We start from the raw sequence: 20,550 nt of genomic DNA on the forward strand, positions 1-20,550 counted from the left end.
TCAAGCCTCCCCTGCGCGAATGCGCCAGATGGCATACGGCCGCGTGTGCGGATCGAGGCGCACCGATTGCCGGCGGCCGCTCCAGGTGAAGCGCCGTTCGGTGACCAGATCCTCCACGTGCACACGACCGTCGTCGGCCAGGCCGAAACCCTCCAGCGGTAATTCGATGTCGCCCTGCTGCGGCTGAAACGGATCGAGACTGATGGCGACCAACACGACGTTGTCGCCGAAGCGGGCCGCCGCTCCCGATGTTGAAGACTTCATTGACGACTTCACTGAGGGCGGCGATGCACGGGTCGACTTGACGAAGTAAAGAATGTTGTCGTTCGTCACGGTCAGGAAGCGCACGCCGAGATGGGACTGCAGGGCGGGGTTCTCCGCGCGGATGTGGTTAAGTAACGTAATGTCCTCGATGATGTTGCCGGGCTGTTGCCAGTCCCAGGCGCGGATTTCGTACTTCTCGGAGTTGAGATATTCTTCCTTGCCGGGGATGGCTTGGGCTTCGCACAATTCGAAGCCGCTGTAGACGCCCCATAAGCCGGACAAGGTGGCTGCCAGTGCGGCGCGCATTTGAAAACCGGCCCGGCCGGAACGCTGCAGGAATTCGGGGTTGATATCCGGCGTATTGACAAAAAAGTGCGGCCGGAAAAAATCGCGCGGCTGATCAATGCCGTCGCTGTCGGCGGTCAGCTCGGTCAGGTAATCGATGAACTCCTGCTTGGTGTGACGCCAGGTGAAATAGGTATAAGACTGAGAGAATCCCACCTTGGCCAGGCGGTACATCGGCTTGGGCCGGGTGAAGGCTTCCGACAGGAAGATCACTTGCGGATAGCGGCTGCGCACCGCGCCGATCATCCACTCCCAGAACGGAAACGGCTTGGTGTGCGGATTGTCGACGCGAAACACGTTCACGCCCTGCTGCACCCAATAGATCACCACATCGCGCAAGGCCACCCACAGATCCGGAATCGCTTCGTCAGCGTAAAAGTCGACGTTGACGATGTCCTGATATTTCTTCGGCGGATTTTCGGCATAGCGCATCGAACCGTCGGGGCGCCAGGCAAACCAGCCGGGATGCTCGCGCAGCCAGGGATGATCCGGCGCGCACTGAATCGCGAAATCGAGCGCGAGCTCAAGGCCGTGTTCCTCGGCCGCGTCGCGCAGCCGCAGGAAGTCCTCCAGCGTGCCGAGCTGCGGATGAATGGCGTCATGGCCGCCTTCCGCGCTGCCGATCGCATACGGACTGCCGGGATCTTCCGGACCGGCGTCGAGTGCGTTGTTCTTGCCCTTGCGGTTCTTTTCTCCGATCGGATGAATCGGCGGGAAATACAAAGTGTCGAAACCCATGGCGCGAATGGCGGGCAGACGGGCAATGACGTCGTCGAAGTTGCCGTGCACGTCGGCGCGCCCGCTCTGTGAACGGGGGAACAGCTCGTACCAGCTGGCATAGGTAGCGGCGGCGCGTTCGGCTTCCAGCGGATATTCGGCGGCGCTACGCGCCAGAAAGGCGCGCGCGCCTGCCAGCGCGGTCAATTGTTCAATCAGCTGCGCAGTGTCGTCAGCGCACAATAAGGCCAGCCGTTCTGCTTCAGTGACCTCGGGCTTGCTGTCTTTGACATGATCTTTGCCGGCGCCGCGCTTCTTGGCAGAAGCCGGCGTCAGCGCTTTGAGCAAGGCAGCGCTGCGTTCCAGCACGGTGCCGTCGACGCCGTTTTCCAGCCCCTGCTCCACCAGTGCGGCGACCAGTATGCGGCCTTCTTCCAGCTCCAGCTGTACGTTCACGCCGGCGGCATGTTTCTTTTTCAGGCCGTCGCGATACGTCTCGAAGACGTCGCTCCAGGCTTCGATGCAAAAGTAGTGACGCCCCAGCCGCGTCAATGACAGCGTCGCTTGCCAGCGGTCGTTGCCGTGATGATGCATGGTAATCCGGCGCCATTGCTTCTCATCGGCGGCGCGCACCAGCACCGATGCGGCCAGGTGTTCGTGACCGTCCATGAAGATGTCGGCGCTGACGATGAAACGCTCGCCTACCGTGCGCTTGGCGGCAAACTTGCCGTCGTCGACGGCAGGCGCGATGTGTTCGATGACGATGCGCGCCGAGCGCACCTTGTCCGGCACCGGTTTCTTGCGGCGGCCGGGATCGCTGCCGACCGCAGGCGGCGCCTCCAAATCCAGCAGGCGCACCGCGCCGGGCGGCACCTGGCGGTCCTCGCCATGCCATTGCACGGCGCTGCCGGCCAGACGCTGCTGCCAGCCGGTGTCGCCAAGGTCGCTGATGCGGACGGCATGATCGAGTTGCGGATTGACGGCGATCAGTTGGCTGGCGTCGGCATCGCGGCGCTCGATGAACAATAGCGACGCATCAGGTGCGCTGAGGGGACGCAATGATGAACGCAAAAGAGGACTGCCGCTCTCGATACGGCGTTTGGCCATGGCGCGATTGGCTTCCAGCACGTCCTTGCTGAGATCGAACTCGGCATCGGCGCAGGCCTGTGCGTAGTCTTGCGGCGTGCTCAGGCGATTGGCGGCGCCGGCGTGACGGGCAACGCTGAGGGTATCGGTCAGGCCGAATTCAAAACCCATCGTCATCAGCCAGCCGGCGCCGCTGACGGTGGCGAAATGCAAAGCCCGCAGCGCGCCCAGACGACGTGCCTGCTTATCGCGAAAGCCATGGATGCGCGCCAGGCGCGGACCGAAAGGATCCTCTGGAAAAGCCAGCACCGGAGCAATCGCCGCCAGTTTGTCGTATTCGCGGAAATACCATGGCGCGCGGAAATCCCACCAGGCGCCGGAAGAAAACACGCCGTCGAAACCGCAACCGGCCATGTCGTCCAGCTGGCGATGCGTGCAGCCCGGCGTCCAGGCGAGGAAGTGGCAGCAGGAGCGCTGTTCGCGCGTCAGGTCGATGAGACGGCACCAGAATTGCGCCGGAAAGCTGGCCGGCTCGCGGCAGCAGAATCCGGCCACGCCGGCGTCGATCAGCACTGCCAGACGCGCATGCCACCACGCCAGCATCGCCTCGGCAACCTCGGGTACATCGAGGCGCGGCGTGTTGACCGGCAGGCCGGCGCCGGGATGACGCGGATCCGGCAAGACGTCGCGTCCCGGCGTGGATGCCGCCGACGACGAACCGGTCAGCGCGAACCATTCCGGATGCCGCAATACGGCGGCGTCATCGGCATGCACGCGGGTGAGCGACAAGTCGAGCAGCACGCGCAGCCGGTGTTCGGTGCAGAGATGCGCCAGCTGTTCCAGCTGCGCCAGGCTGCTCAGGCCGGAATCAGCCGGCGCAACGCCGCTTCCGGATTCAGATTCTGCAAGAAGATCGGCAACCAGATTGTCGCCGCACAGGAGGACATGATCGAAGCCCATGGCTGCGCAACGTTCGAGCAGATCGTTCCAGCCGGCGCGGGCCACCAGCGTCGGATCGATACAGTAGATGCGCGGCGAAAAATCCGCCATGACAGGGTTTTCCAATGATGACGCTCACTTTTTTCAAAACTACGCGGCCTGAATGGCGACCGCGGCAACATTGCCCGCGGTCTTCGGTTGCAATGCGGTGCGGAAAGCCGTCTTCGCTTCGCCGGCGGCGATTTCCTTGTAGGCGTCGATGTAGGCGGCGGCTGAGGTTTGCCAGTCGAAATCGGTCTGCATCGCATTGCGCTGCATGGCTTGCCATTCGCTGCGGCTGCCGTAGAGATCGAAGGCGCGCTGCACGGCGGCTTCCATGTCCTGCGCGGCTTCGCCGTCGAACAGCACGCCGCTGGCGCCTGGAGTAGCCGCGCCCTGCATGCCGGCATCGGCGATGGTGTCGGTCAGTCCGCCGACACGCGAAGCGATCGGGATCGTGCCGTAACGCATTGAGTACAACGGCGTCAGGCCGAAGGGTTCGAAGCGGCTGGCGTGCAGCAGCATGTCGCTGCCGGCATGCAAGGCGTGGGCGCGACGCTCGTCATAGCCGATGTGTACGCCCACGCGTCCCGGATAGCGCTGCGCCAGGTCGGCGAAGCCTTCTTCATAGCTGCGCTCGCCGCAGCCGAGCACGACCAGTTGCATGCGCTCGTGGCGATCGAGGATGGCCGGCAGGGCCTGCAAGGCGACGTCGGCCATCTTCTGGTGCGACATGCGGCTGCCGATACCGAGGATCGGTGCGAAGGGATCCACCGGCAGCAGGCCGAACATGGCTTGCAGGTCGGATTTGCAGATTACCTTGCCGCGCATCCGGTCGATGCTGAACGGCGCCCTGGACAAAGGATCGTTCTGCGGATCCCAGACATCGCTGTCGATGCCGTTAGGGATGGCGCGCAAGACATGGCGGCGTGCATTGAGTACGCCTTCCATGCCGTAGCCGAAACGCGGCGTGAGGATTTCTGCGGCGTAGGTCTTGCTCACGGTGGTGACGCAATCGGCGTGCTGGATGCCGGCCTTGAGGTAGCTGATCTTGCCCCAGTATTCCAGGCTGGCGATGCTGTCGGAGGGCATCTGCGCCAGACCGAGCTGAGCCGCGAGGTCGAAATGGTAGTTGCCCTGGAAGGCCAGGTTGTGGATCGTCAGCATGGAACCGATGTGGTGCAGGCCGGCGGTTTTCAACAGGAAGGGAATCAGGCCGGCGTGCCAGTCGTTGGCATGCACCACATGCGGCGCCGGCAGGCTGGTCTCGCCGGTGCAGATGGCGACGGCGGCGTGCGCCAGGTCGGAAAAGCAGATCGCGTTGTCGCAGAACTCCTGCCCGCTCTGATCGATGTAGGGATTGGCGCGGCGCTGGCTGAAGCGCTCGGTGTCGAGCAGCAGCACCGGCACATCGGTGCCTGGCATGACGCCTTGCAACAGGCGCCCGGGACCGCCCGGCAAAGGCCGCGGCAAGGCAACGGACGTCAAGGGCTGGCCGGATTGAGCGGCATGCGCTTCGGCGCCGGCAATGGCGGCGGCGTAACCGGGCATGAGGATGCTGGCGTCGATGTTGCACTTGCGCAGGCTGACCGCCAGCGCCGTGATGACGTCGGCGAGTCCGCCGGTTTTGACGAGAGGAACGGCTTCGGAACTGACTAAGAGGACGCGAGCTTGCAATTGATCACCCCGTTATTGTCTGCGTGGATTGGAAAGGTTTTTTCAGAAAGCAAAGCGAGGGGCATCAAGGTCCGGGTCATGTTTATTCTTTGCAGACTTTGCTCTGTAGCTTCTACGTTAGCCAATCATGTTGCAGTGAACCATCGGACAGCGGCGCATATCACTGTAGGATGCCTCCTACCGTCGTGTCCGCCGAAACCTCTTCGGTCAGTCGCCAATGCGGAAACCGAGTTTCAGCGTGACCTGAAAATGCGCGACCTTGCCCTCGTCGATATGGCCGCGCTGCTCGATGACTTCGAACCAGTCGAGATGCTTGAGCGTGTGCGAGGCGTCCCTGACGGCATTACGGATGGCGTCGTCGCTGCCCTGCTCCGAACTACCGACGACTTCGATGATCTTGTAGCTGTGGCTGCCGCGGGTCTGCGATGTGTTCATGGCGATCTCCTTGCTTTGGCGGACTGTCTATCCTGAACGGTGTTCAGGCTGGTTGTTCAGGCTAGACAGATGGCGCAGGAGAACCTATAAGCGCCTTGCTTAAAGCGCTGTAGGAGAGACTGGCGCTGCCGCTCGTCTTACAAGATGATGCGGCGCGCACTGATGGCTGCGGGACGGCGGGCGGATTAAGGTGATGTCGACACAGGCATTTCCGTCTTTCCCATTTCCCGTTACTTCAAGGAGAAGCACCATGACCAAGTCCAGCACAACGCAGGCAAACGCCGCCGGCAAACTGCCGCAACAGGCGCCGCAAGCCAATGCTGCGGAAGCGGAAGTCCAGCAGGCGCGTCATCGCACGGCGATCCGCATTGCCGGCATCGAAGGTGTGGATGGTTTCGCCGACATGGCCGACAGCAACGACGGCAAGCCGCATCCCGAGAAACGCTGATTCATGGGTTCTTGCCACTGCAGCGGCCCTTGCCGGGCGGCTGCAGTGCGCTTATTGGAAGGAGGAAACGATGTCTCACGCATCTCATCAGGAGCACGAACGGGCCCGCCGCGATCAGCGGCACGCCGATGTGCGCGACAAGCCGGAAGCGCCTTCCGGCCTGCAACCCGGCAGCAGACAGAAAGACATGGCAATCAAGGGCGCCGCGCCGGCAGCGCCGCCGCGCCATGAAGACGAAGCCTTCGGCGTATTTGACGGCAGCTCGCCGCAAAGCGACGGTTGAATCGGGGCTGCGGGTTTGTCCTTGCCCGCCCTCTTCTGCCTTGATTGCAAGGAACAGACGCAATGAATACATCCAAAGAAAAATCGGCCGCGCAGGAAATCCTGGGCGGCCGATTTTTTTGAGCTTTGCGTTTATTGCGTCAGTACTGGGCACGCCCCGGCAGAATGAAACTGAAGCGCGATCCGCGACCGATTTCGCTGTCGACTTTCAGGGTGCCGTCATGTGCTTCGACGAAGGTTTTGAAAATGGCCAGCCCCAGGCCGAGGCCGCCCTTGTCTTTGGTTTCCGACTCGAATTTTTCAAAAATCAATTCCAGCCGGTCTTTCGAAATGCCCATGCCGTTGTCGCTGACCCAGCATTCCACCCCGCCGCCGGTAATCGGCGCCGCGCCGATCACCACTTCGCCTTGCGGCGTGTGGGTGAGCGCATTGGCAATCAGATTTTGCATCATGCGGCGCAGAAGATCGGCGTCGGCATAGATCACCAGATCTTCCGGGACATCGTTGAGCAGCCGCGTGCTGCCGGTGCCGGCGACCGGATTCAGATCGTAGACCATGCTTTCCACCAGCGGCCACAGATCGATGTTGCGCCGCTCCAGCTTGACGCCGCTCTCGGTGCGCAGGTTGTCGTTTTCTTCAATGACTTTGGCCACCAGCGACGACATGCTTTGCACATTGCGCTGCAGGATCTTGATCATCCTGGCGGCGCGCTGGTCCACCGGCAAGGCCGTGAAGGAGGCTTCCAGAACCTTGGACGCCAGGGCGACCGCATTGAGCGGCGTACGCAGATCGTGCGCGATGAAGGAGAGATATTCTTCGCGGCGGCGCTGCACTTCCAGCGCGCGGTTGATCGAAAAAGTCTGCACCGCCAGCCCGATGGCGCTGTCGAACACCAGGTTCATGACATGGAAAGGCTTGCCCTGCAGATTGATCTGATGCTGGGTCGCCAGATCATGGACGCAGCCGCGCAGCAGGTTGTATTCGGCGACCACTTCTTCAATCATGTAGCCGTTGTGCAGGCGTTGCAGGCCATGTTCGGGCGGCGTGCCGTCGGCCAGCACCTCGGCGATGGATTCGTCCGAATTGCGCCGGAACGCCATGGCGATCTCGTCCAGCAGCGCCGGGACATGATCGTTGAGCGTGGGAATACTGAGATTCTGGGCCGACGGCAAGGCCCGCACCAGATTGCGCCAGCGCGTCAGGAGGCCTTCGCGGTTGCGTTCCACCAGATCTGCCAATGCCTGAAGCGTGTTGATACTGTTCTCCCTCTGTAGGTCGGTCACCGGGCGTCAATGCGCCAGGCCGCCGCCGCGTTGCAGCTCGCGGCTGATGCCGTCGAGGATATTCTGCAACTGGTCGATATCGTAGGGCTTGGGCAGCGAAAACGAGGCAGTGCCGACGTTCTTGCTGATCTGTGCGCCGTAGCCGGAGGCGAAAATGATTTTCAGCGCAGGAATGCGCACGTTGATCTGTTGCGCCAGCTCGATGCCGGACATGCCCGGCAGATTGACGTCGGTAAACAACACGTCGAAGGATTGCTGCTCCAGCGCGACGAGCGCCTGCTCGCCGCTGCCTACTCCTTCGGCGAAATGACCAAGCGCAGCGAGCAGTTCGCACACCAGCTGTTGCGAGTCGAGGTTGTCTTCCACCACGAGGATGTGCAGACCGGCGCTGTCTTCGGTTGCGGAAGGTGTCGATAAAGAGGTGGATAAGCTTGTCATCATTATTTGCCAGTGTTGTTGATTCAACATCGTGTTGTGTACCGTATGCATGCGCAGGGCAGTCGGCGCCGCTGTCGGATACACAGCATCGATAGTAATCCATCCCCGTCGCAAATTCACATGCCGGCGACAGAAAGACGGATTCTCGCCAAAACGCAGGAAACCTTTTCCATAGCGGCTTGGCGGCGGGACTTCAGATTGTCTTACAAGGGTTTCAGGAGTCATCTGACAGGGGTAAAAAGTCCCTCCTGCTACAGTAAGTCATCATAAAAAAGCGTTTTATTCTGACAACTCAAACGACATTAATGTGATGGATCAACACAAAAATAACCTCACTTCAGGTCGCCTTCCCGGTCATTCCGATCGCGCCGCAACCGGCATCGCAGGGCTGGACGCCGTGCTTGCAGGCGGCATCACCGCGCATCGGCTCTATCTCGTAGAAGGTACTCCCGGCACCGGCAAAACCACTTTCGGCCTGCAGTTTCTGCTTGAGGGGGCGGCCAAGGGTGAATCCGGACTCTATATCACGCTGTCGGAAACCGCATCCGAACTCAAGGCCGTGGCCGCTTCGCACGGCTGGTCGCTGGAGGGGCTGTCTCTGTTCGAGATGATCGACGAGGCAGACCTCAGTCCCGACTACCAGCAATCCATCTTGCATCCGTCCGAGGTCGAACTCGGGGAAACCATCCGGAGCGTGATGGTGCGCGTGAATGAACTGAAGCCGTCGCGGGTGATTTTCGACAGCCTGTCGGAAATGCGCCTGCTGGCGCAAAACCCGCTGCGCTACCGGCGCCAGATCCTGGCGCTGAAGCATTTCTTCGCGACCCGCAACTGTACTGTGCTGATGCTGGACGACCGCACCAGCGATCCCGGCGATCTGCAATTGCACAGCATTGCGCACGGCGTGATCACCCTCGAACAGCTTGCGCAGGAATTCGGCAGCGAACGCCGCCGCCTGCGCGTGGTCAAGATGCGCGGCATCAAATTCAGCGGCGGCTACCACGACTTCCTGCTGGAAACCGGCGGCATGCGCGTGTTCCCGCGGCTGGTGGCGGCCGACCACGCCATCGAATTCGAAGACGCCGTTGTCAGCACCGGTGTTACCGAGCTGGATACGCTGCTCGGCGGCGGCCTGGTGCGCGGCACCAATACATTGCTGAGCGGCCCCTCGGGCGTCGGCAAAACCACCACTTCGATCTGCTGCGTGCTGAGTGCGCTCAGGCGCGGCGAGCGTGCGGCTTACTATTTGTTCGACGAGGGCGTCGGCACCCTGCTGATCCGCTCGCGCGCACTGGGCATGGATATCGCGCCCTACATTGCCGACGGCAGCCTGACGCTGTATCAGATCAATCCGGCCGAAATGTCGCCTGGCGAATTCGCCAGCCGCATCCGCCAGGCCGTCGAGCAGGAGGACCGCACCTTCGTCGTCATCGACAGCCTCAACGCCTATCTGCAGGCGATGCCGGGCGAGAAATTCCTGCTGTTGCAGATGCACGAGGTCTTGACCTACCTCAGCCTGCAAGGGGTAACCGCCTTGCTGGTGCTGGGACAACACGGCCTGGTGGGCGAGATTCGTTCCGACGTGGACCTGAGCTATCTGAGCGACACGATCCTGATGTTCCGCTTCTTCGAGGCGCACGGCGACATCTCCACTGCGGTCTCGGTCATCAAGAGCCGCACCAATCATCATGCAAGAACGATTCACGAATTCCGTCTCAGCGCCAGCCATGGAGTCCAGATCGGTGAACCTTTGCAGGACTTCGAGGGCATCATGAGCGGCCTGCCGTCTTACCGCGGCAAGACGCCTATGCTGAACAATGCCGGTTAATTCCTCGCTTGAAGAACGCATCCTGATACTCGCTCCGCACGGTCGCGATGCAGAAGTGATTGCGCAGACGCTGTCGCGCGAGCGGCTGAGCTGCACCTCCTGCACCGATTACGCGACGCTGTTGGAAGAGCTCTCGCGCGGCGCCGGCGCGGCGCTGATCACGGAAGAGGCGCTGGTCGACATGGACTTCAGCATCCTTGAGCAATGGGTCGAGGCGCAGGAGTCCTGGTCGGATTTTCCTTTCGTCATTCTCAGCGCCCGCCAGCGCGGCCAGGATCGCCATCCATCGCTCGATGTGCTGGAGCGGCTGATCAACATGATCCTGCTGGAGCGTCCGGTCAATGCGGAAACGCTGCTGCGGGCCAGCGTCTCCGCATTGCGCGCGCGTCGCCGCCAATATCTCAGCCGCAGCCATCTGCACGAGCGCGCGCGGTCCGAAGAACACCTTCGCCTGGCGCTGCATGCCGGCCGCCTGGGCTCGTGGAGCCTGGAGCTGGAGACCTCGATCCTGATCGTCTCGGAAACCTGCAAGATACATTTCGGCATTGCGCCGGAGAGCGAATTCACCTATGACGATCTGCTGCAGGCCATCCATGCTGACGACCGCCAGCGCCATCTCGACGTCATCGAGGCGGCCGTCCTGTCGAAGGAAGATTTCGCCATCGAGTACAAGGTGGTCTGGCCCGATCAGTCGGTGCACTGGGTGCAGATTCGCGGCCAGACCATGCGCAACCGCGTCGGCGTGCCGGTGCGCATGGCCGGGGTATCGCTCGACATCAGCGAACGCCGCGAGGCCGAAAACCGCCTGCTGGAAAGCCAGAGCGCCCTGCAGCAGTTCAATGAAACGCTGGAAGTCCGCATCGAAGAACGCACCTCCGAGCTGGCTCAGGCCAATGACCGCCTGATGCGCGAGATGGCCGAGCGCGAGCGTACGCAGATCGCGCTGGTGCAGGCGCAAAAGATGGAAGCCGTCGGCCGCCTGACCGGCGGCATCGCGCACGATTTCAACAACCTGCTCAATGTCATCATCGGCAACGTCGACCTGATCGAACGGCTGTCGGGCGACGAGCGCATCAAGCGCATGGCCGGCGCGGCGCGCAACGCCACCAAGCGCGGCGCCAAGCTGACGGGACAGCTGCTGGCCTTCTCCCGCAACCAGAGCCTGGATCTGAAGCCGGTGGACATCGAATCGGTGATCGACGGCATGAAGGACCTGATCGCCGTCTCGGTCGGCGCCGGCATCCATGTGACGGTGGATATCGCCCCTGCTCTGCCGCGCGCCGTCGCCGACGCCAACCAGATCGAAATGGCGATTCTCAATCTTGCCATCAACGCCCGCGACGCCATGCCGGAAGGCGGCAACCTGCGCATCGAGGCGCGTCAGCGCGAAGCCTACGACGGCGTACTGAAGCGCGGCGAGTATGTCGTGATCGCCGTCAAAGACTCGGGATCGGGGATTACGCAAGACATCCTGAGCAAGGTGTTCGATCCCTTCTTCACCACCAAGTCCGTGGGCAAAGGCACCGGCCTCGGCCTGAGCCAGGTGTATGGCATCGCCGATCAGTCCGGCGGCATGGCGCGCATCGAAAGCACGGTCGGCAAAGGCACGACGGTGGAAGTCTGGCTGCCGGTAGCCGGCACGCGGCCGGTGCAGGAACAGTATCAGGAGCCGCTCGACCACGAACTGATGCCGAAGGAAAGCGGCAACATCCTGGTGATTGAAGACGATGACGAAGTCCGGCAGTTCATCGTCGAATGCCTGGAGATTCTGGGTTATACCGTGGAACAGGCGGAAAACGGTTGGTTCGGCCTGGAGAAGCTGCAGGCCGGGCGTTTCGATCTGCTGATCGTGGATTTTCTGATGCCGGGCATGAACGGTGCGGAAGTCATTGCGGCGGCCCGGGCGCGTCATCCCGACCTGCCTATCCTCATGGCGACGGGTTATGCCGACATGCAGGCGGTGGAAAAAGTGATTGCGCTGGAAGCCGTGCTGCGCAAGCCGTTCCAGATCTCGGAACTGGCCGGCAGCGTCAAGCGCGCGATGCATGCACAGGCGTTGCAGCAACCTCGGCGCTCGTCCGCCGAGCACCGTCCCTGATTACTTTACGCGCTGCTTTTCCAGCTTGCGCGCCAGCGTGCGCCGGTGCATGCCGAGACGGCGCGCGGTTTCGGAAATGTTGAAGTCGGTTTCCACCAGGACTTCGTGGATGCGTTCCCACTCCAGCGTCTTGATCGAGGTCGAGCGGCTGGTCAGTTCGATTTCCGTCGCGCCGGCAACATGGCCGAAGGCGGCTTCGATGTCGTCGGTGTTGGACGGCTTGGCGAGGTACTGGCAGGCGCCAAGCTTGATCGCTTCGACCGCGGTGCCGATGCTGGCGAAGCCGGTCAGCACCACGATCAGCATGTTTTCATCGTGCTGATGCAGCATCTGCACGCAGGCCAGGCCGGAGGTGCTGCCGTTGAGTTTGAGATCCACCACCGCATAGCCGGGATTGTGTTGCCTGAGTACGACTTCGGCCTCGTCCTGGCTGGCCGCCTGCAACACGCGATATCCGCGCCGCTCGAACGAACGACTCAGCGTGCGCGCAAACGCCTCGTCGTCTTCGATGATCAACAGCAGACGCTCAGTGGACATGTTGCGAATTCTCTTTCATGGATGATGATGGATTTTCTTGCGCTTCCAGCTCGTGCTCTGTCGCTGACGCGTCTGCCTCCAGGCTGATTGCCGACAAAGGCAGCGTCAGGCAAACCGTGGCGCCGGCGATGATACCGTCTTCTTCGCGATTGTGCGCGGTGACGGCGCCGCCCAGCTTGCGCGCGACATTGACGACAAAAAACAATCCCAACCCGCCGCCGGTCTTGCCCTTCGTCGATTGATACGGTTTGCCCAGCTGGTCCAGCATGCCCGGCATGAAACCGGGGCCGGTGTCGTCGACGGCGACCTTGAGTTCGTTGCCCTCGCGCGTGGCGGTGAAGCGCAGCCAGCGCGGCGAGGCTTCCAGCGCATTGTCGAGCACGTTGCAGATCATTTGCTTGAGCGCCGAGTCGAAGGCCACCGGCATATCTTGCTCAATGCGGTTTTCAAAATCGAAGGCGACGATGGGACGCGTGGCGCGGAATTCTTCCGCGATGTCGCTCAGGAAGGTATTGAGCGTGGTCTTGACCGAGGACTCGCCGCGCGCTTCGCCGGCCGACAGCAGCACGCCGCTGACGATGGTCTTGCAGCGCTGCAGTTGGATCTGCATCTCGCCGATTTCTTCCAGCAGTTCCGGATTGCTGCTGAATTCAGGCATGCGCCGCCAGTCGCCGAGGATCACCGACAAGGTCGCCAGCGGCGTGCCGAGTTCATGCGCGGCGCCGGAGGCCAGCAGGCCCATGCGCACAATGTGGTCCTCTTCCGCCGCGCGCTGGCGCAAGGCGGCCAGCTGGGCATCGCCGGCGCGGCGGATGCTGCTGATGCGCGTGATGAAGATGGCCAGCAAGGCGGCGATCAGGATGAAGCAGATCAGCATGCCTTCGACATACAGGCTGAAGACGCCGTTGCCGTGGTCCGGCGGCAGCGACAAGGGTATGAAGAATTGCGACAAGCCGGCAAAACACAGGCTGGTGATGACGACGATGGTCCAGGTCGACCAGGCCGCCAGCAGCACCGCGCTGATGATGATCTGCAGCAGGTACAGGAAGGCGAAGGGATTGGTGGCGCCGCCGCTCAGGTAAAGCTGGGCCGTCAGCGTGGCCACGTCGACCAGCAGGGCCAGGAACAGCTCGCGGTTGGTCACGAAGGGCCGCTCGTGCCAGCGCAGGTGGCTGGCGATGTTGAAGGCGATCAGGCAGGCCAGCACTTCCAGCATGTGCGGCAAGGGCAAATGAATGTCGAAACCGAAGATCACCACGATGATGGTGGTGATCTGCCCGAACACCGCGATCCAGCGCAACTGGATCAGTTGCAGCATGTTCTTGTGACCGGCGGCGCGGTCGGGGGCGTTGGCGGATTTTTCAGCGCCGAGCGGCGAGATATCGTCCGTCAGCGCATCTTGCTGATGGGAATGGATGTCGTGAGGGATGGTGAATTCTGTATTGTCAGCCTTGCTTGCCATTGTTGCTTTCCTGGTTCAGTCGGGCCGCGCGGCGGCGTTTTTCGTCGCGCATGACCCAGAAGCCGGCGCCGGCCGTCATCAGCGCCAGTCCGTACCAGGTGAGAGCATAAACCAAGTGGTTGTTGGGGAAAGCAATTACTGTCAGACCGCCGACAGGTTCGCCTGCAACAGCGCGCCCATCTTGCCGTGCGGAACCGGCGGAGCCGGCGTCGGCATCGATGAAATAAGGCGCGACATTGCCGAGCTTGCGCACTGCTGCGATGGCTTGCACGTCGCGCGAAAACCAGCGATCGGCGGCAGGATCGTTGTGGCGCAGGAAGCCGCCGCCCCGCTCGCTGATCCGCAGCAGCCCGGTCACGTCCGCAGGAGCGTCGCTTGCGCCCTCCTTCACGTCGCGCGTGCCCGTGGCGATATAGCCGCGATTGACCAGCGTGATCGTGCCGTCGGCGCTGCGCAGCGGCGTCAGCAGCCAGTAACCGCTGCCGTAGATGGTGACGGCCTGCACGCGCGCAGTCTGCTCATAGAGATAAGTGCCGGTCACGCGAACGTGAAGATATTCGTGCGAGTCGGCGGTGATCGCCGGCCAGTCAGCAGGCCCGGGTGCGGCAACGGGTGCGGCGTGCACACGGCGATCGACGCGTTCGATCAGATCCAGCTTCCAGAACAGGCGTTTGACCTGCCAGGTGCCGAGGGCGAGGAAACCGAGAAAAACGACGAGCATGCAAAGCGCAAGGAAAACGCGCAGCCCGGAAGACCGAGGGCGCGTTGCCGCTTCCGTTGTTGCAGAAGCTGCAGCGCGCCCTGGAGACTGACTATCTGTCACTGAAAGATGCCTGGAAGATGCAAATCAGCTGCAGGTCACTTCATGCCAGGCATGTTGTGTTGCATGTTTTGCATCGAACCCGGCACGGCTTCCTGGATCAGATCCTGGCTCATGCCAGGCATCATGTTGTGATTCAGGTGATACATGACCCACAGCGAACCGGCCAGCATGATGACCACGACCATGATCGTGAAGATCAGCGCCAGGATGGTCCAGCCGCCTTCGGACTTGGAGTTCATGTGCAGGAAATAAATCATGTGCACGACGATCTGCACCACTGCCAGGCCCAGCAGGACGAAACCTGCGGTGCTCGACTTCTCGATCACGTTGCCCATGACCAGCCAGAACGGAATCGCGGTCAGGATCACCGCCAGCACGAAGCCGATGGTGTAGCTCTTCAGGCTGCCGTGGTCGGCGGTGTGGTCGTGATGGTGGACGTCAAAACCGTCCTCATGGCCGTACTTCTCGGCGTGCGATGGGTGGGCTTGATGTTGTGGCGCGCTCATGGCAGGACTCCCATCAGATAAACAAAGGTGAAGACGCCGATCCAGACCACGTCCAAAAAGTGCCAGAACATCGAGAGGCACATCAGGCGACGGCCGTTTTCAGGTGTCAGACCATGCTTGTTGATCTGGAACATCAGCGTGATCAGCCAGACGATGCCGAAGCTGACGTGCAGACCGTGGGTTGCCACCAGTGCGAAGAACGAGGTCAGGAAGCCGCTGCGTTGCGGACCTGCGCCTTCGTGGATCAGATGGATGAACTCATACAGTTCCAGGTAGATGAAACCGGCGCCCAGCAAGCCGGTGACGGCGAGCCAGATCAGCGTGGTCTTGACCTTCTTCTTTGCCATTTCCAGCATGGCGAAGCCGTAGGTGATCGACGACAACAGCAGCAAGGAAGTATTGATCGCCACCAGCGGCAGATCGAACAGCTCGGCGCCGGTCGGGCCGCCCGCATAGTTGCGGCCCAGCACGGCGTAAGTGGCAAACAGGCAGGCGAAGATCAGGCAGTCGCTCATCAGGTACATCCAGAAACCCAGCAAAGTGCCGTTTTCCGGATGATGTTCCTTGACGTAGTAACGCGAACTTGGCGATGCGCCCATGGTTGCGGCGGAGGAATTAGAAATCTCAGACATGGCTATCCAGCAAGCGTGTGCGGTTGGCTTCAACACGGACGACGTCGTCGGCCGGGATGTAGTAATCGCGTTTGTAATTGAAGGTATGTGTGATGATCGCGGCCATCAGGGCGATGAAGCCGGCGCCGGCCAGCAGCCACATTTGCCAGATCAGGCCAAAGCCGATCACTGCGCTCAATGCCGCAATGATGAAGCCTGCGCCAGTGTTCTTGGGCATGTGGATAGGCACGAAACCTTCCTGCGGACGGGTGTAGCCGTTGGCCTTCATGTCGGCCCAGGCGTCGTTGTCATGCACGCGCGGAGTGAACGCGAAGTTGTAGTCCGGCGGCGGCGACGAAGTCGACCATTCCAGGGTACGGGCGCCCCATGGATCGCCGGTGGTGTCGCGCAGCTTGTCGCGGCGCAGGTAGCTGACCACCAGCTGGATGATGAACGAACCGATGCCCAGTGCAATCAGGAAGGCGCCGAACGCAGCGATCTGGAACCAGATCTGCAGCGATGGATCTTCGAAGTGGCTCATGCGGCGGGTAACGCCCATGAAGCCCAGCACGTACAGCGGTGTGAACGCAACCCAGAAACCGATGCACCAGAACCAGAAGCTGCAACGGCCCCAGAAATCGTCCAGCTTGTAACCGAAAGCCTTCGGGAACCAGAAGTTGATACCGGCGAACATGCCGAACACCACGCCGCCGATGATCACGTTGTGGAAGTGAGCAATCAGGAACAGGCTGTTATGCAGCACGAAGTCGGCCGGCGGAACCGCCAGCATCACGCCGGTCATGCCGCCGATGACGAAGGTGATCATGAAGCCGATGGTCCACAGCATGGGCACTTCGAAACGGATGCGGCCGCGGTACATGGTGAACAGCCAGTTGAAAATCTTGGCGCCGGTCGGGATCGAGATGATCATCGTGGTGATGCCGAAGAACGAATTGACGCTCGCCCCGGAACCCATGGTGAAGAAGTGATGCAGCCAGACCAGGTAGGACAGGATGGTGATCACGACGGTCGCATACACCATCGAGGTGTAGCCGAACAGGCGCTTGCCGCTGAAGGTCGAGACGATTTCCGAGAAAATGCCGAAGGCCGGCAGGATCAGGATGTAAACCTCAGGGTGACCCCAGATCCAGATCAGGTTCACGTACATCATGGCGTTGCCGCCGAGATCGTTGGTGAAGAAGTTGGTGCCGAACACGCGGTCCAGCGACAGCATGCCCAGAACGGCGGTCAGGATCGGGAAAGCGGCGACGATCAGCACGTTGGTGCACAGTGCAGTCCAGGTGAAGACGGGCATCTTCATCATGTTCATGCCGGGCGCGCGCATCTTGACGATGGTGGCGATCAGGTTGATCCCTGACAGCAGCGTCCCTACCCCGGCAATCTGCAATGACCATATGTAATAGTCCACCCCCACATCAGGACTGCCGAGGATACCCGACAGCGGTGGATAGGCCAGCCAGCCGGTGCGGGCGAATTCGCCGACGAACAGCGAAGCCATGACCAGGCCGGCGCCGAATGTCGTCATCCAGAAGCTGAAGTTGTTCAGGAACGGGAACGCCACGTCGCGTGCGCCGATTTGCAGCGGCACGACGTAGTTCATCAGACCGGTCACCAGCGGCATCGCCACGAAGAAGATCATGATCACGCCGTGGGCGGTGAAGACCTGGTCGTAGTGATGCGGCGGCAGGAAGCCGGCCGAATCGCCGAAGGACAGCGCCTGTTGCGCGCGCATCATCAGCGCATCGGCGAAGCCGCGCAGCAGCATGACGATGCCGAGGATGACATACATGATGCCGATTTTCTTGTGGTCGATGCTGGTGATCCAGTCGCGCCACAAAGGACCCCACAGGCGGAAATAGGTAATGCCGCCGAGTACGGCGACGCCACCGATCAGCACGCCGATGAAGGTGATCAGCAGGATGGGTTCATGAAAGGGAATCGCTTCCCAGCTGAGACGGCCGAAGATCAGCTTGGTCATGTCAATTTGGTCTAGCATCGTTACTTTCCGCTGAAAAAGAAGGTCGCGACGCCATGCATTACATCCTGCACGGCGCCCCTGTCGGCTGCATGCACTACTGCCGCCGGCTGTTCTTTCGATTGATTATTCATGGTGGTGCTGGCTTGCCATCGGCACTGACGCCGGCATTGCAGCTGCAAGTTTGACGCCCGAGGCGTTCAGCGCGGACTTGTCAGCCTTGGCGCCTGCTTCTGATTCCGCTTCCTTCTTGGCGCCTTCCTTGACGTTGACGTCGGTCGCCATTTGCTTGTCCATGCAGACCTGGCCGGCTTCAACGCAGCGGTTCAGGATGGCGTGGTACAGCGTCGCATCGACCGCATTGTAATGACGCACCGGATCCTTGATGCTCGGCTTTTCCAGCGCGAGGTAGTCGTCACGCTTGAGTGCGCCGCCGGCGGCCTTGACCTTCTTGACCCACTCGTCGAAACCTTCGTTGCTCACGCCGTGGAACTTGAAGCGCATGTCCGAGAAACCGGCGCCGCTGTAGTTGGCCGAGAAACCTTCAAACTCGCCCGGCTTGTTGATCACCGCGTTGAGTTCGGTCTGCATGCCCGGCATGGCGTAGATCTGACCGGCCAGCGCAGGAATATAGAAGGAATTCATCACCGACGAAGCCGTGATCTTGAAATGCACCGGCACGTCAACCGGCGCAGCCAGTTCATTGACGGTAGCGATGCCTTGCTCCGGATAGATGAACAGCCACTTCCAGTCCAGCGCCACCACTTCAATGGTGATCGGCTTGACGTTCTCGGGAATCGGGCGTTGTGCATCAAGGCGCGACAGCTTGCGATAGGGATCCAGCGTATGGGTGCTGATCCAGGTCAACAGGCCCAGCGCAATGATGATCAGCAGCGGCGCACCCCAGATGATCAGCTCGAGCTGGGTCGAGTGATCCCAGTCCGGCTCGTAGCGCGCAGCGGTGTTGCTCTGGCGATAGCGCCATGCGAACAGGACGATCAGCGCAATCACCGGAATGATGATCAGCAGCATCAGCGCTGTCGAAATGAGGATAAGGCGACCTTGCTGGTTGGCGATGTCACCCGAAGGATTCAAGACGACCGTGTTGCAGCCAGCCAACAAAATTGCAGGCAGGAAAATGAATCCGCGGCGAATGAGGTGTGAGAACATGCAGGGAAAGTCCAATCGGAGCTATCAAATCATGCTAATGTACACTTACCGCTATGCATTGGCGATTGGACAATTTGTCCTACCTCGTTGTCCGATCCAATGGCAAAACGGGACTTAAACGGCGTTATAGACCGAACCAAGAAAGAGAGACAATGATCATGGCTAGCACTCATACTTCTCATAGCGAACTCCCTGGCAATTTTTCTACAAATACGCCTGACGGTGGTTCTCGACATGCCAAATCTGATCATCCAGGCAACCAGCATGCCGTTGCGCCAGGAGACATAGCGATCGGTGTGGTCATCGGAAGGGCTTCAGAATACTTTGATTTCTTCGTGTATGCCATAGCCTCGGTGTTGGTTTTTCCCACAGTGTTCTTTCCTTTTGAACAACGTCTTGAAGGCACGCTCTACGCTTTCGTCATCTTTTCCTTCGCTTTCATCGCGCGCCCGTTCGGCACAGTTATCTTCATGGCAATACAAAAAAAGGTCGGGCGCGAGGTCAAGCTGACCATGGCGCTCTTCCTGCTGGGCCTGTCCACGGCCGGCATCGCCTTCCTGCCGACTTACGACCATCTCGGCGTGACCGCGATCGTGCTGCTCGCGGTGCTGCGCATCGGCCAGGGCCTGGCGCTGGGCGGATCGTGGGACGGCTTGCCGTCGCTGCTGGCGCTGAACGTGCCGAAAAACAAGCGCGGCTGGTACGCCATGCTGGGTCAGCTCGGCGCGCCGGTGGGTTTCATCATCGCCGGCCTGGTGTTCGCCTACCTGATGGGCAACCTGACTTCGGAAGACTTCCTCGACTGGGGCTGGCGCTATCCGTTCTATGTGGCATTCGCCATCAACGTGGTGGCCTTGTTCGCCCGTCTGCGCCTGGTGGCTTCGGAAGAATATGCCAGCCTGCTGGAAGAGCGCGAACTGGAACCGACCAGCGTGGTTGAAATCGGCCGCTCGCAAGGCCGCAACCTGATCATCGGCGCACTGGCGGCATTGGCCAGCTACGCGCTGTTCCATCTGGTGTCGGTATTCCCGCTGTCGTGGATCTCGCTGTATTCGATGCGCTCGATCAGCGACTTCCTGATGGTGCAGGTGTTCGGCGCGGTGCTGATGATGGTCGGTATCGTCCTGTCCGGCCCGATTGCCGACCGCTTCGGCCGCCGCACCACACTGGGCGCGCTGGCGGTGCTGATTGCGGTGCTGAGCGGTTTCGTGCCGACGCTGATCAATGGCGGCGACACCGGTCAGGACATCTTCATCCTGGTCGGCTTCGCCCTGCTCGGTTTGTCGTATGGTCAGGCTGCCGGCGCCGTGACGGCCAACTTCCCTGCCAAGTATCGCTACACCGGCGCAGCGCTGACCTCCGATCTGGCATGGCTGGTTGGTGCAGGTTTTGCACCGCTGGTGGCGCTGGGCTTGTCGGCACACTTTGGCCTGGCATACGTCAGCATCTATCTGCTGTCGGGCGCGGTCTGCTCGCTGGCAGCGTTGAGCGTCAATCGCGCGCTGACATAATCAATCGATAAAGCATAAAAAACGGCCTGGTCTGCGAAAGCAGCCAGGCCGTTTT

17 protein-coding genes are annotated in these 20,550 nt (G+C 61.1%); 5 read left to right on the forward strand and 12 right to left on the reverse strand.

Annotation, left to right across the window (positions count from 1 at the left end; all coding sequences use genetic code 11):
* The 3 genes from AKL25_RS17215 to AKL25_RS17225 all read right to left on the reverse strand — a co-directional run bounded on the left by AKL25_RS17215 (window position 1) and on the right by AKL25_RS17225 (window position 5,502).
* Window positions 1-3,462 (reverse strand): alpha-1,4-glucan--maltose-1-phosphate maltosyltransferase, encoded by a 3,462-nt coding sequence (locus tag AKL25_RS17215; protein WP_167541902.1) that lies wholly within the window; start codon window positions 3,460-3,462, stop codon window positions 1-3.
* Window positions 3,463-3,501: 39 nt separating this feature from the next.
* On the reverse strand, window positions 3,502-5,067 hold the full coding sequence (glgA, locus tag AKL25_RS17220) for a glycogen synthase GlgA (RefSeq protein ID WP_050478939.1): 1,566 nt from the start codon (window positions 5,065-5,067) through the stop codon (window positions 3,502-3,504).
* Between the two features lie 207 nt (window positions 5,068-5,274).
* The gene (locus AKL25_RS17225) at window positions 5,275-5,502 is read right to left on the reverse strand and encodes a dodecin (protein WP_050478940.1); all 228 of its coding nucleotides are present in this window, start codon (window positions 5,500-5,502) and stop codon (window positions 5,275-5,277) included.
* A gap of 250 nt (window positions 5,503-5,752) precedes the next feature.
* Between AKL25_RS17225 and AKL25_RS17230 the strand changes: the two genes are divergently transcribed.
* On the forward strand, window positions 5,753-5,950 hold the full coding sequence (locus tag AKL25_RS17230) for a hypothetical protein (RefSeq protein WP_050478941.1): 198 nt from the start codon (window positions 5,753-5,755) through the stop codon (window positions 5,948-5,950).
* A gap of 70 nt (window positions 5,951-6,020) precedes the next feature.
* Complete coding sequence (locus AKL25_RS17235) at window positions 6,021-6,233, forward strand: hypothetical protein (protein ID WP_050478942.1); 213 nt, start codon at window positions 6,021-6,023, stop codon at window positions 6,231-6,233.
* 139 nt (window positions 6,234-6,372) lie between these two features.
* Here the strand turns inward: AKL25_RS17235 and AKL25_RS17240 are convergent, their stop codons facing one another.
* Both AKL25_RS17240 and AKL25_RS17245 read right to left on the reverse strand, forming a co-directional pair.
* Window positions 6,373-7,515 carry a sensor histidine kinase gene (locus AKL25_RS17240; RefSeq protein ID WP_240475781.1) on the reverse strand — a complete coding sequence of 381 codons (1,143 nt, stop codon included), beginning with the start codon at window positions 7,513-7,515 and terminating at the stop codon, window positions 6,373-6,375.
* 6 nt (window positions 7,516-7,521) lie between these two features.
* Window positions 7,522-7,953, reverse strand: a complete 432-nt coding sequence (locus tag AKL25_RS17245) for a response regulator (protein WP_240475782.1) — start codon at window positions 7,951-7,953, stop codon at window positions 7,522-7,524.
* A 310-nt stretch (window positions 7,954-8,263) separates the two neighbouring features.
* Between AKL25_RS17245 and AKL25_RS17250 the strand changes: the two genes are divergently transcribed.
* The gene (locus tag AKL25_RS17250) at window positions 8,264-9,781 is read left to right on the forward strand and encodes an ATPase domain-containing protein (protein ID WP_050478944.1); all 1,518 of its coding nucleotides are present in this window, start codon (window positions 8,264-8,266) and stop codon (window positions 9,779-9,781) included.
* Window positions 9,771-11,879 (forward strand): response regulator, encoded by a 2,109-nt coding sequence (locus tag AKL25_RS17255; RefSeq protein ID WP_050478945.1) that lies wholly within the window; start codon window positions 9,771-9,773, stop codon window positions 11,877-11,879. Before AKL25_RS17250 ends, AKL25_RS17255 begins: the two co-directional genes overlap by 11 nt.
* Here the strand turns inward: AKL25_RS17255 and AKL25_RS17260 are convergent, their stop codons facing one another.
* From AKL25_RS17260 to cyoA, 7 genes are all read right to left on the reverse strand, one after another.
* Window positions 11,880-12,416 carry a response regulator transcription factor gene (locus AKL25_RS17260; protein ID WP_050478946.1) on the reverse strand — a complete coding sequence of 179 codons (537 nt, stop codon included), beginning with the start codon at window positions 12,414-12,416 and terminating at the stop codon, window positions 11,880-11,882.
* Complete coding sequence (locus AKL25_RS17265; protein ID WP_050478947.1) at window positions 12,406-13,878, reverse strand: ATP-binding protein; 1,473 nt, start codon at window positions 13,876-13,878, stop codon at window positions 12,406-12,408. Before AKL25_RS17265 ends, AKL25_RS17260 begins: the two co-directional genes overlap by 11 nt.
* A complete protein-coding gene (locus AKL25_RS17270; RefSeq protein WP_083444758.1) occupies window positions 13,862-14,599 on the reverse strand; it encodes an SURF1 family protein in 738 nt (245 codons plus the stop codon). The genes AKL25_RS17265 and AKL25_RS17270 overlap by 17 nt, the downstream gene beginning before the upstream one ends.
* A gap of 137 nt (window positions 14,600-14,736) precedes the next feature.
* Window positions 14,737-15,207 (reverse strand): cytochrome o ubiquinol oxidase subunit IV, encoded by a 471-nt coding sequence (cyoD, locus tag AKL25_RS17275; protein ID WP_050478949.1) that lies wholly within the window; start codon window positions 15,205-15,207, stop codon window positions 14,737-14,739.
* Window positions 15,204-15,839 carry a cytochrome o ubiquinol oxidase subunit III gene (gene cyoC / locus AKL25_RS17280; protein ID WP_050478950.1) on the reverse strand — a complete coding sequence of 212 codons (636 nt, stop codon included), beginning with the start codon at window positions 15,837-15,839 and terminating at the stop codon, window positions 15,204-15,206. The genes cyoD and cyoC overlap by 4 nt, the downstream gene beginning before the upstream one ends.
* Window positions 15,832-17,835: a cytochrome o ubiquinol oxidase subunit I gene (cyoB, locus tag AKL25_RS17285; RefSeq protein WP_050478951.1), complete on the reverse strand. Its 2,004-nt coding sequence runs from the start codon at window positions 17,833-17,835 to the stop codon at window positions 15,832-15,834. The genes cyoC and cyoB overlap by 8 nt, the downstream gene beginning before the upstream one ends.
* 105 nt (window positions 17,836-17,940) lie before the next feature.
* Complete coding sequence (cyoA, locus tag AKL25_RS17290; RefSeq protein WP_050478952.1) at window positions 17,941-18,984, reverse strand: ubiquinol oxidase subunit II; 1,044 nt, start codon at window positions 18,982-18,984, stop codon at window positions 17,941-17,943.
* A 158-nt stretch (window positions 18,985-19,142) separates the two neighbouring features.
* On the opposite strand from cyoA, the gene AKL25_RS17295 reads away from it, so the two are divergent.
* On the forward strand, window positions 19,143-20,495 hold the full coding sequence (locus AKL25_RS17295; protein WP_050478969.1) for an MFS transporter: 1,353 nt from the start codon (window positions 19,143-19,145) through the stop codon (window positions 20,493-20,495).
* The last annotated feature ends 55 nt before the right edge of the window (window positions 20,496-20,550 follow it).

Origin of the sequence: Herbaspirillum rhizosphaerae (genome assembly GCF_001189965.1) — a bacterium.
GTDB classification, from domain to species: Bacteria; Pseudomonadota; Gammaproteobacteria; order Burkholderiales; family Burkholderiaceae_D; genus Herbaspirillum; species Herbaspirillum rhizosphaerae.

Excerpts from the sequence above, each read along its gene's own strand:
- AKL25_RS17215 (WP_167541902.1), bottom strand. The coding sequence starts at position 3,462 with ATGGCGGATTTTTCGCCGCGCATCTACTGTATCGATCCGACGCTGGTG.
- AKL25_RS17225 (WP_050478940.1), bottom strand. The coding sequence starts at position 5,502 with ATGAACACATCGCAGACCCGCGGCAGCCACAGCTACAAGATCATCGAA.
- AKL25_RS17230 (WP_050478941.1), top strand. The coding sequence starts at position 5,753 with ATGACCAAGTCCAGCACAACGCAGGCAAACGCCGCCGGCAAACTGCCG.
- AKL25_RS17235 (WP_050478942.1), top strand. The coding sequence starts at position 6,021 with ATGTCTCACGCATCTCATCAGGAGCACGAACGGGCCCGCCGCGATCAG.
- AKL25_RS17245 (WP_240475782.1), bottom strand. The coding sequence starts at position 7,953 with ATGACAAGCTTATCCACCTCTTTATCGACACCTTCCGCAACCGAAGAC.
- AKL25_RS17250 (WP_050478944.1), top strand. The coding sequence starts at position 8,264 with ATGGATCAACACAAAAATAACCTCACTTCAGGTCGCCTTCCCGGTCAT.
- AKL25_RS17255 (WP_050478945.1), top strand. The coding sequence starts at position 9,771 with ATGCCGGTTAATTCCTCGCTTGAAGAACGCATCCTGATACTCGCTCCG.
- AKL25_RS17260 (WP_050478946.1), bottom strand. The coding sequence starts at position 12,416 with ATGTCCACTGAGCGTCTGCTGTTGATCATCGAAGACGACGAGGCGTTT.
- AKL25_RS17265 (WP_050478947.1), bottom strand. The coding sequence starts at position 13,878 with ATGGCAAGCAAGGCTGACAATACAGAATTCACCATCCCTCACGACATC.
- AKL25_RS17270 (WP_083444758.1), bottom strand. The coding sequence starts at position 14,599 with ATGCTCGTCGTTTTTCTCGGTTTCCTCGCCCTCGGCACCTGGCAGGTC.
- cyoD (WP_050478949.1), bottom strand. The coding sequence starts at position 15,207 with ATGAGCGCGCCACAACATCAAGCCCACCCATCGCACGCCGAGAAGTAC.
- cyoC (WP_050478950.1), bottom strand. The coding sequence starts at position 15,839 with ATGTCTGAGATTTCTAATTCCTCCGCCGCAACCATGGGCGCATCGCCA.
- cyoB (WP_050478951.1), bottom strand. The coding sequence starts at position 17,835 with ATGCTAGACCAAATTGACATGACCAAGCTGATCTTCGGCCGTCTCAGC.
- cyoA (WP_050478952.1), bottom strand. The coding sequence starts at position 18,984 with ATGTTCTCACACCTCATTCGCCGCGGATTCATTTTCCTGCCTGCAATT.
- AKL25_RS17295 (WP_050478969.1), top strand. The coding sequence starts at position 19,143 with ATGGCTAGCACTCATACTTCTCATAGCGAACTCCCTGGCAATTTTTCT.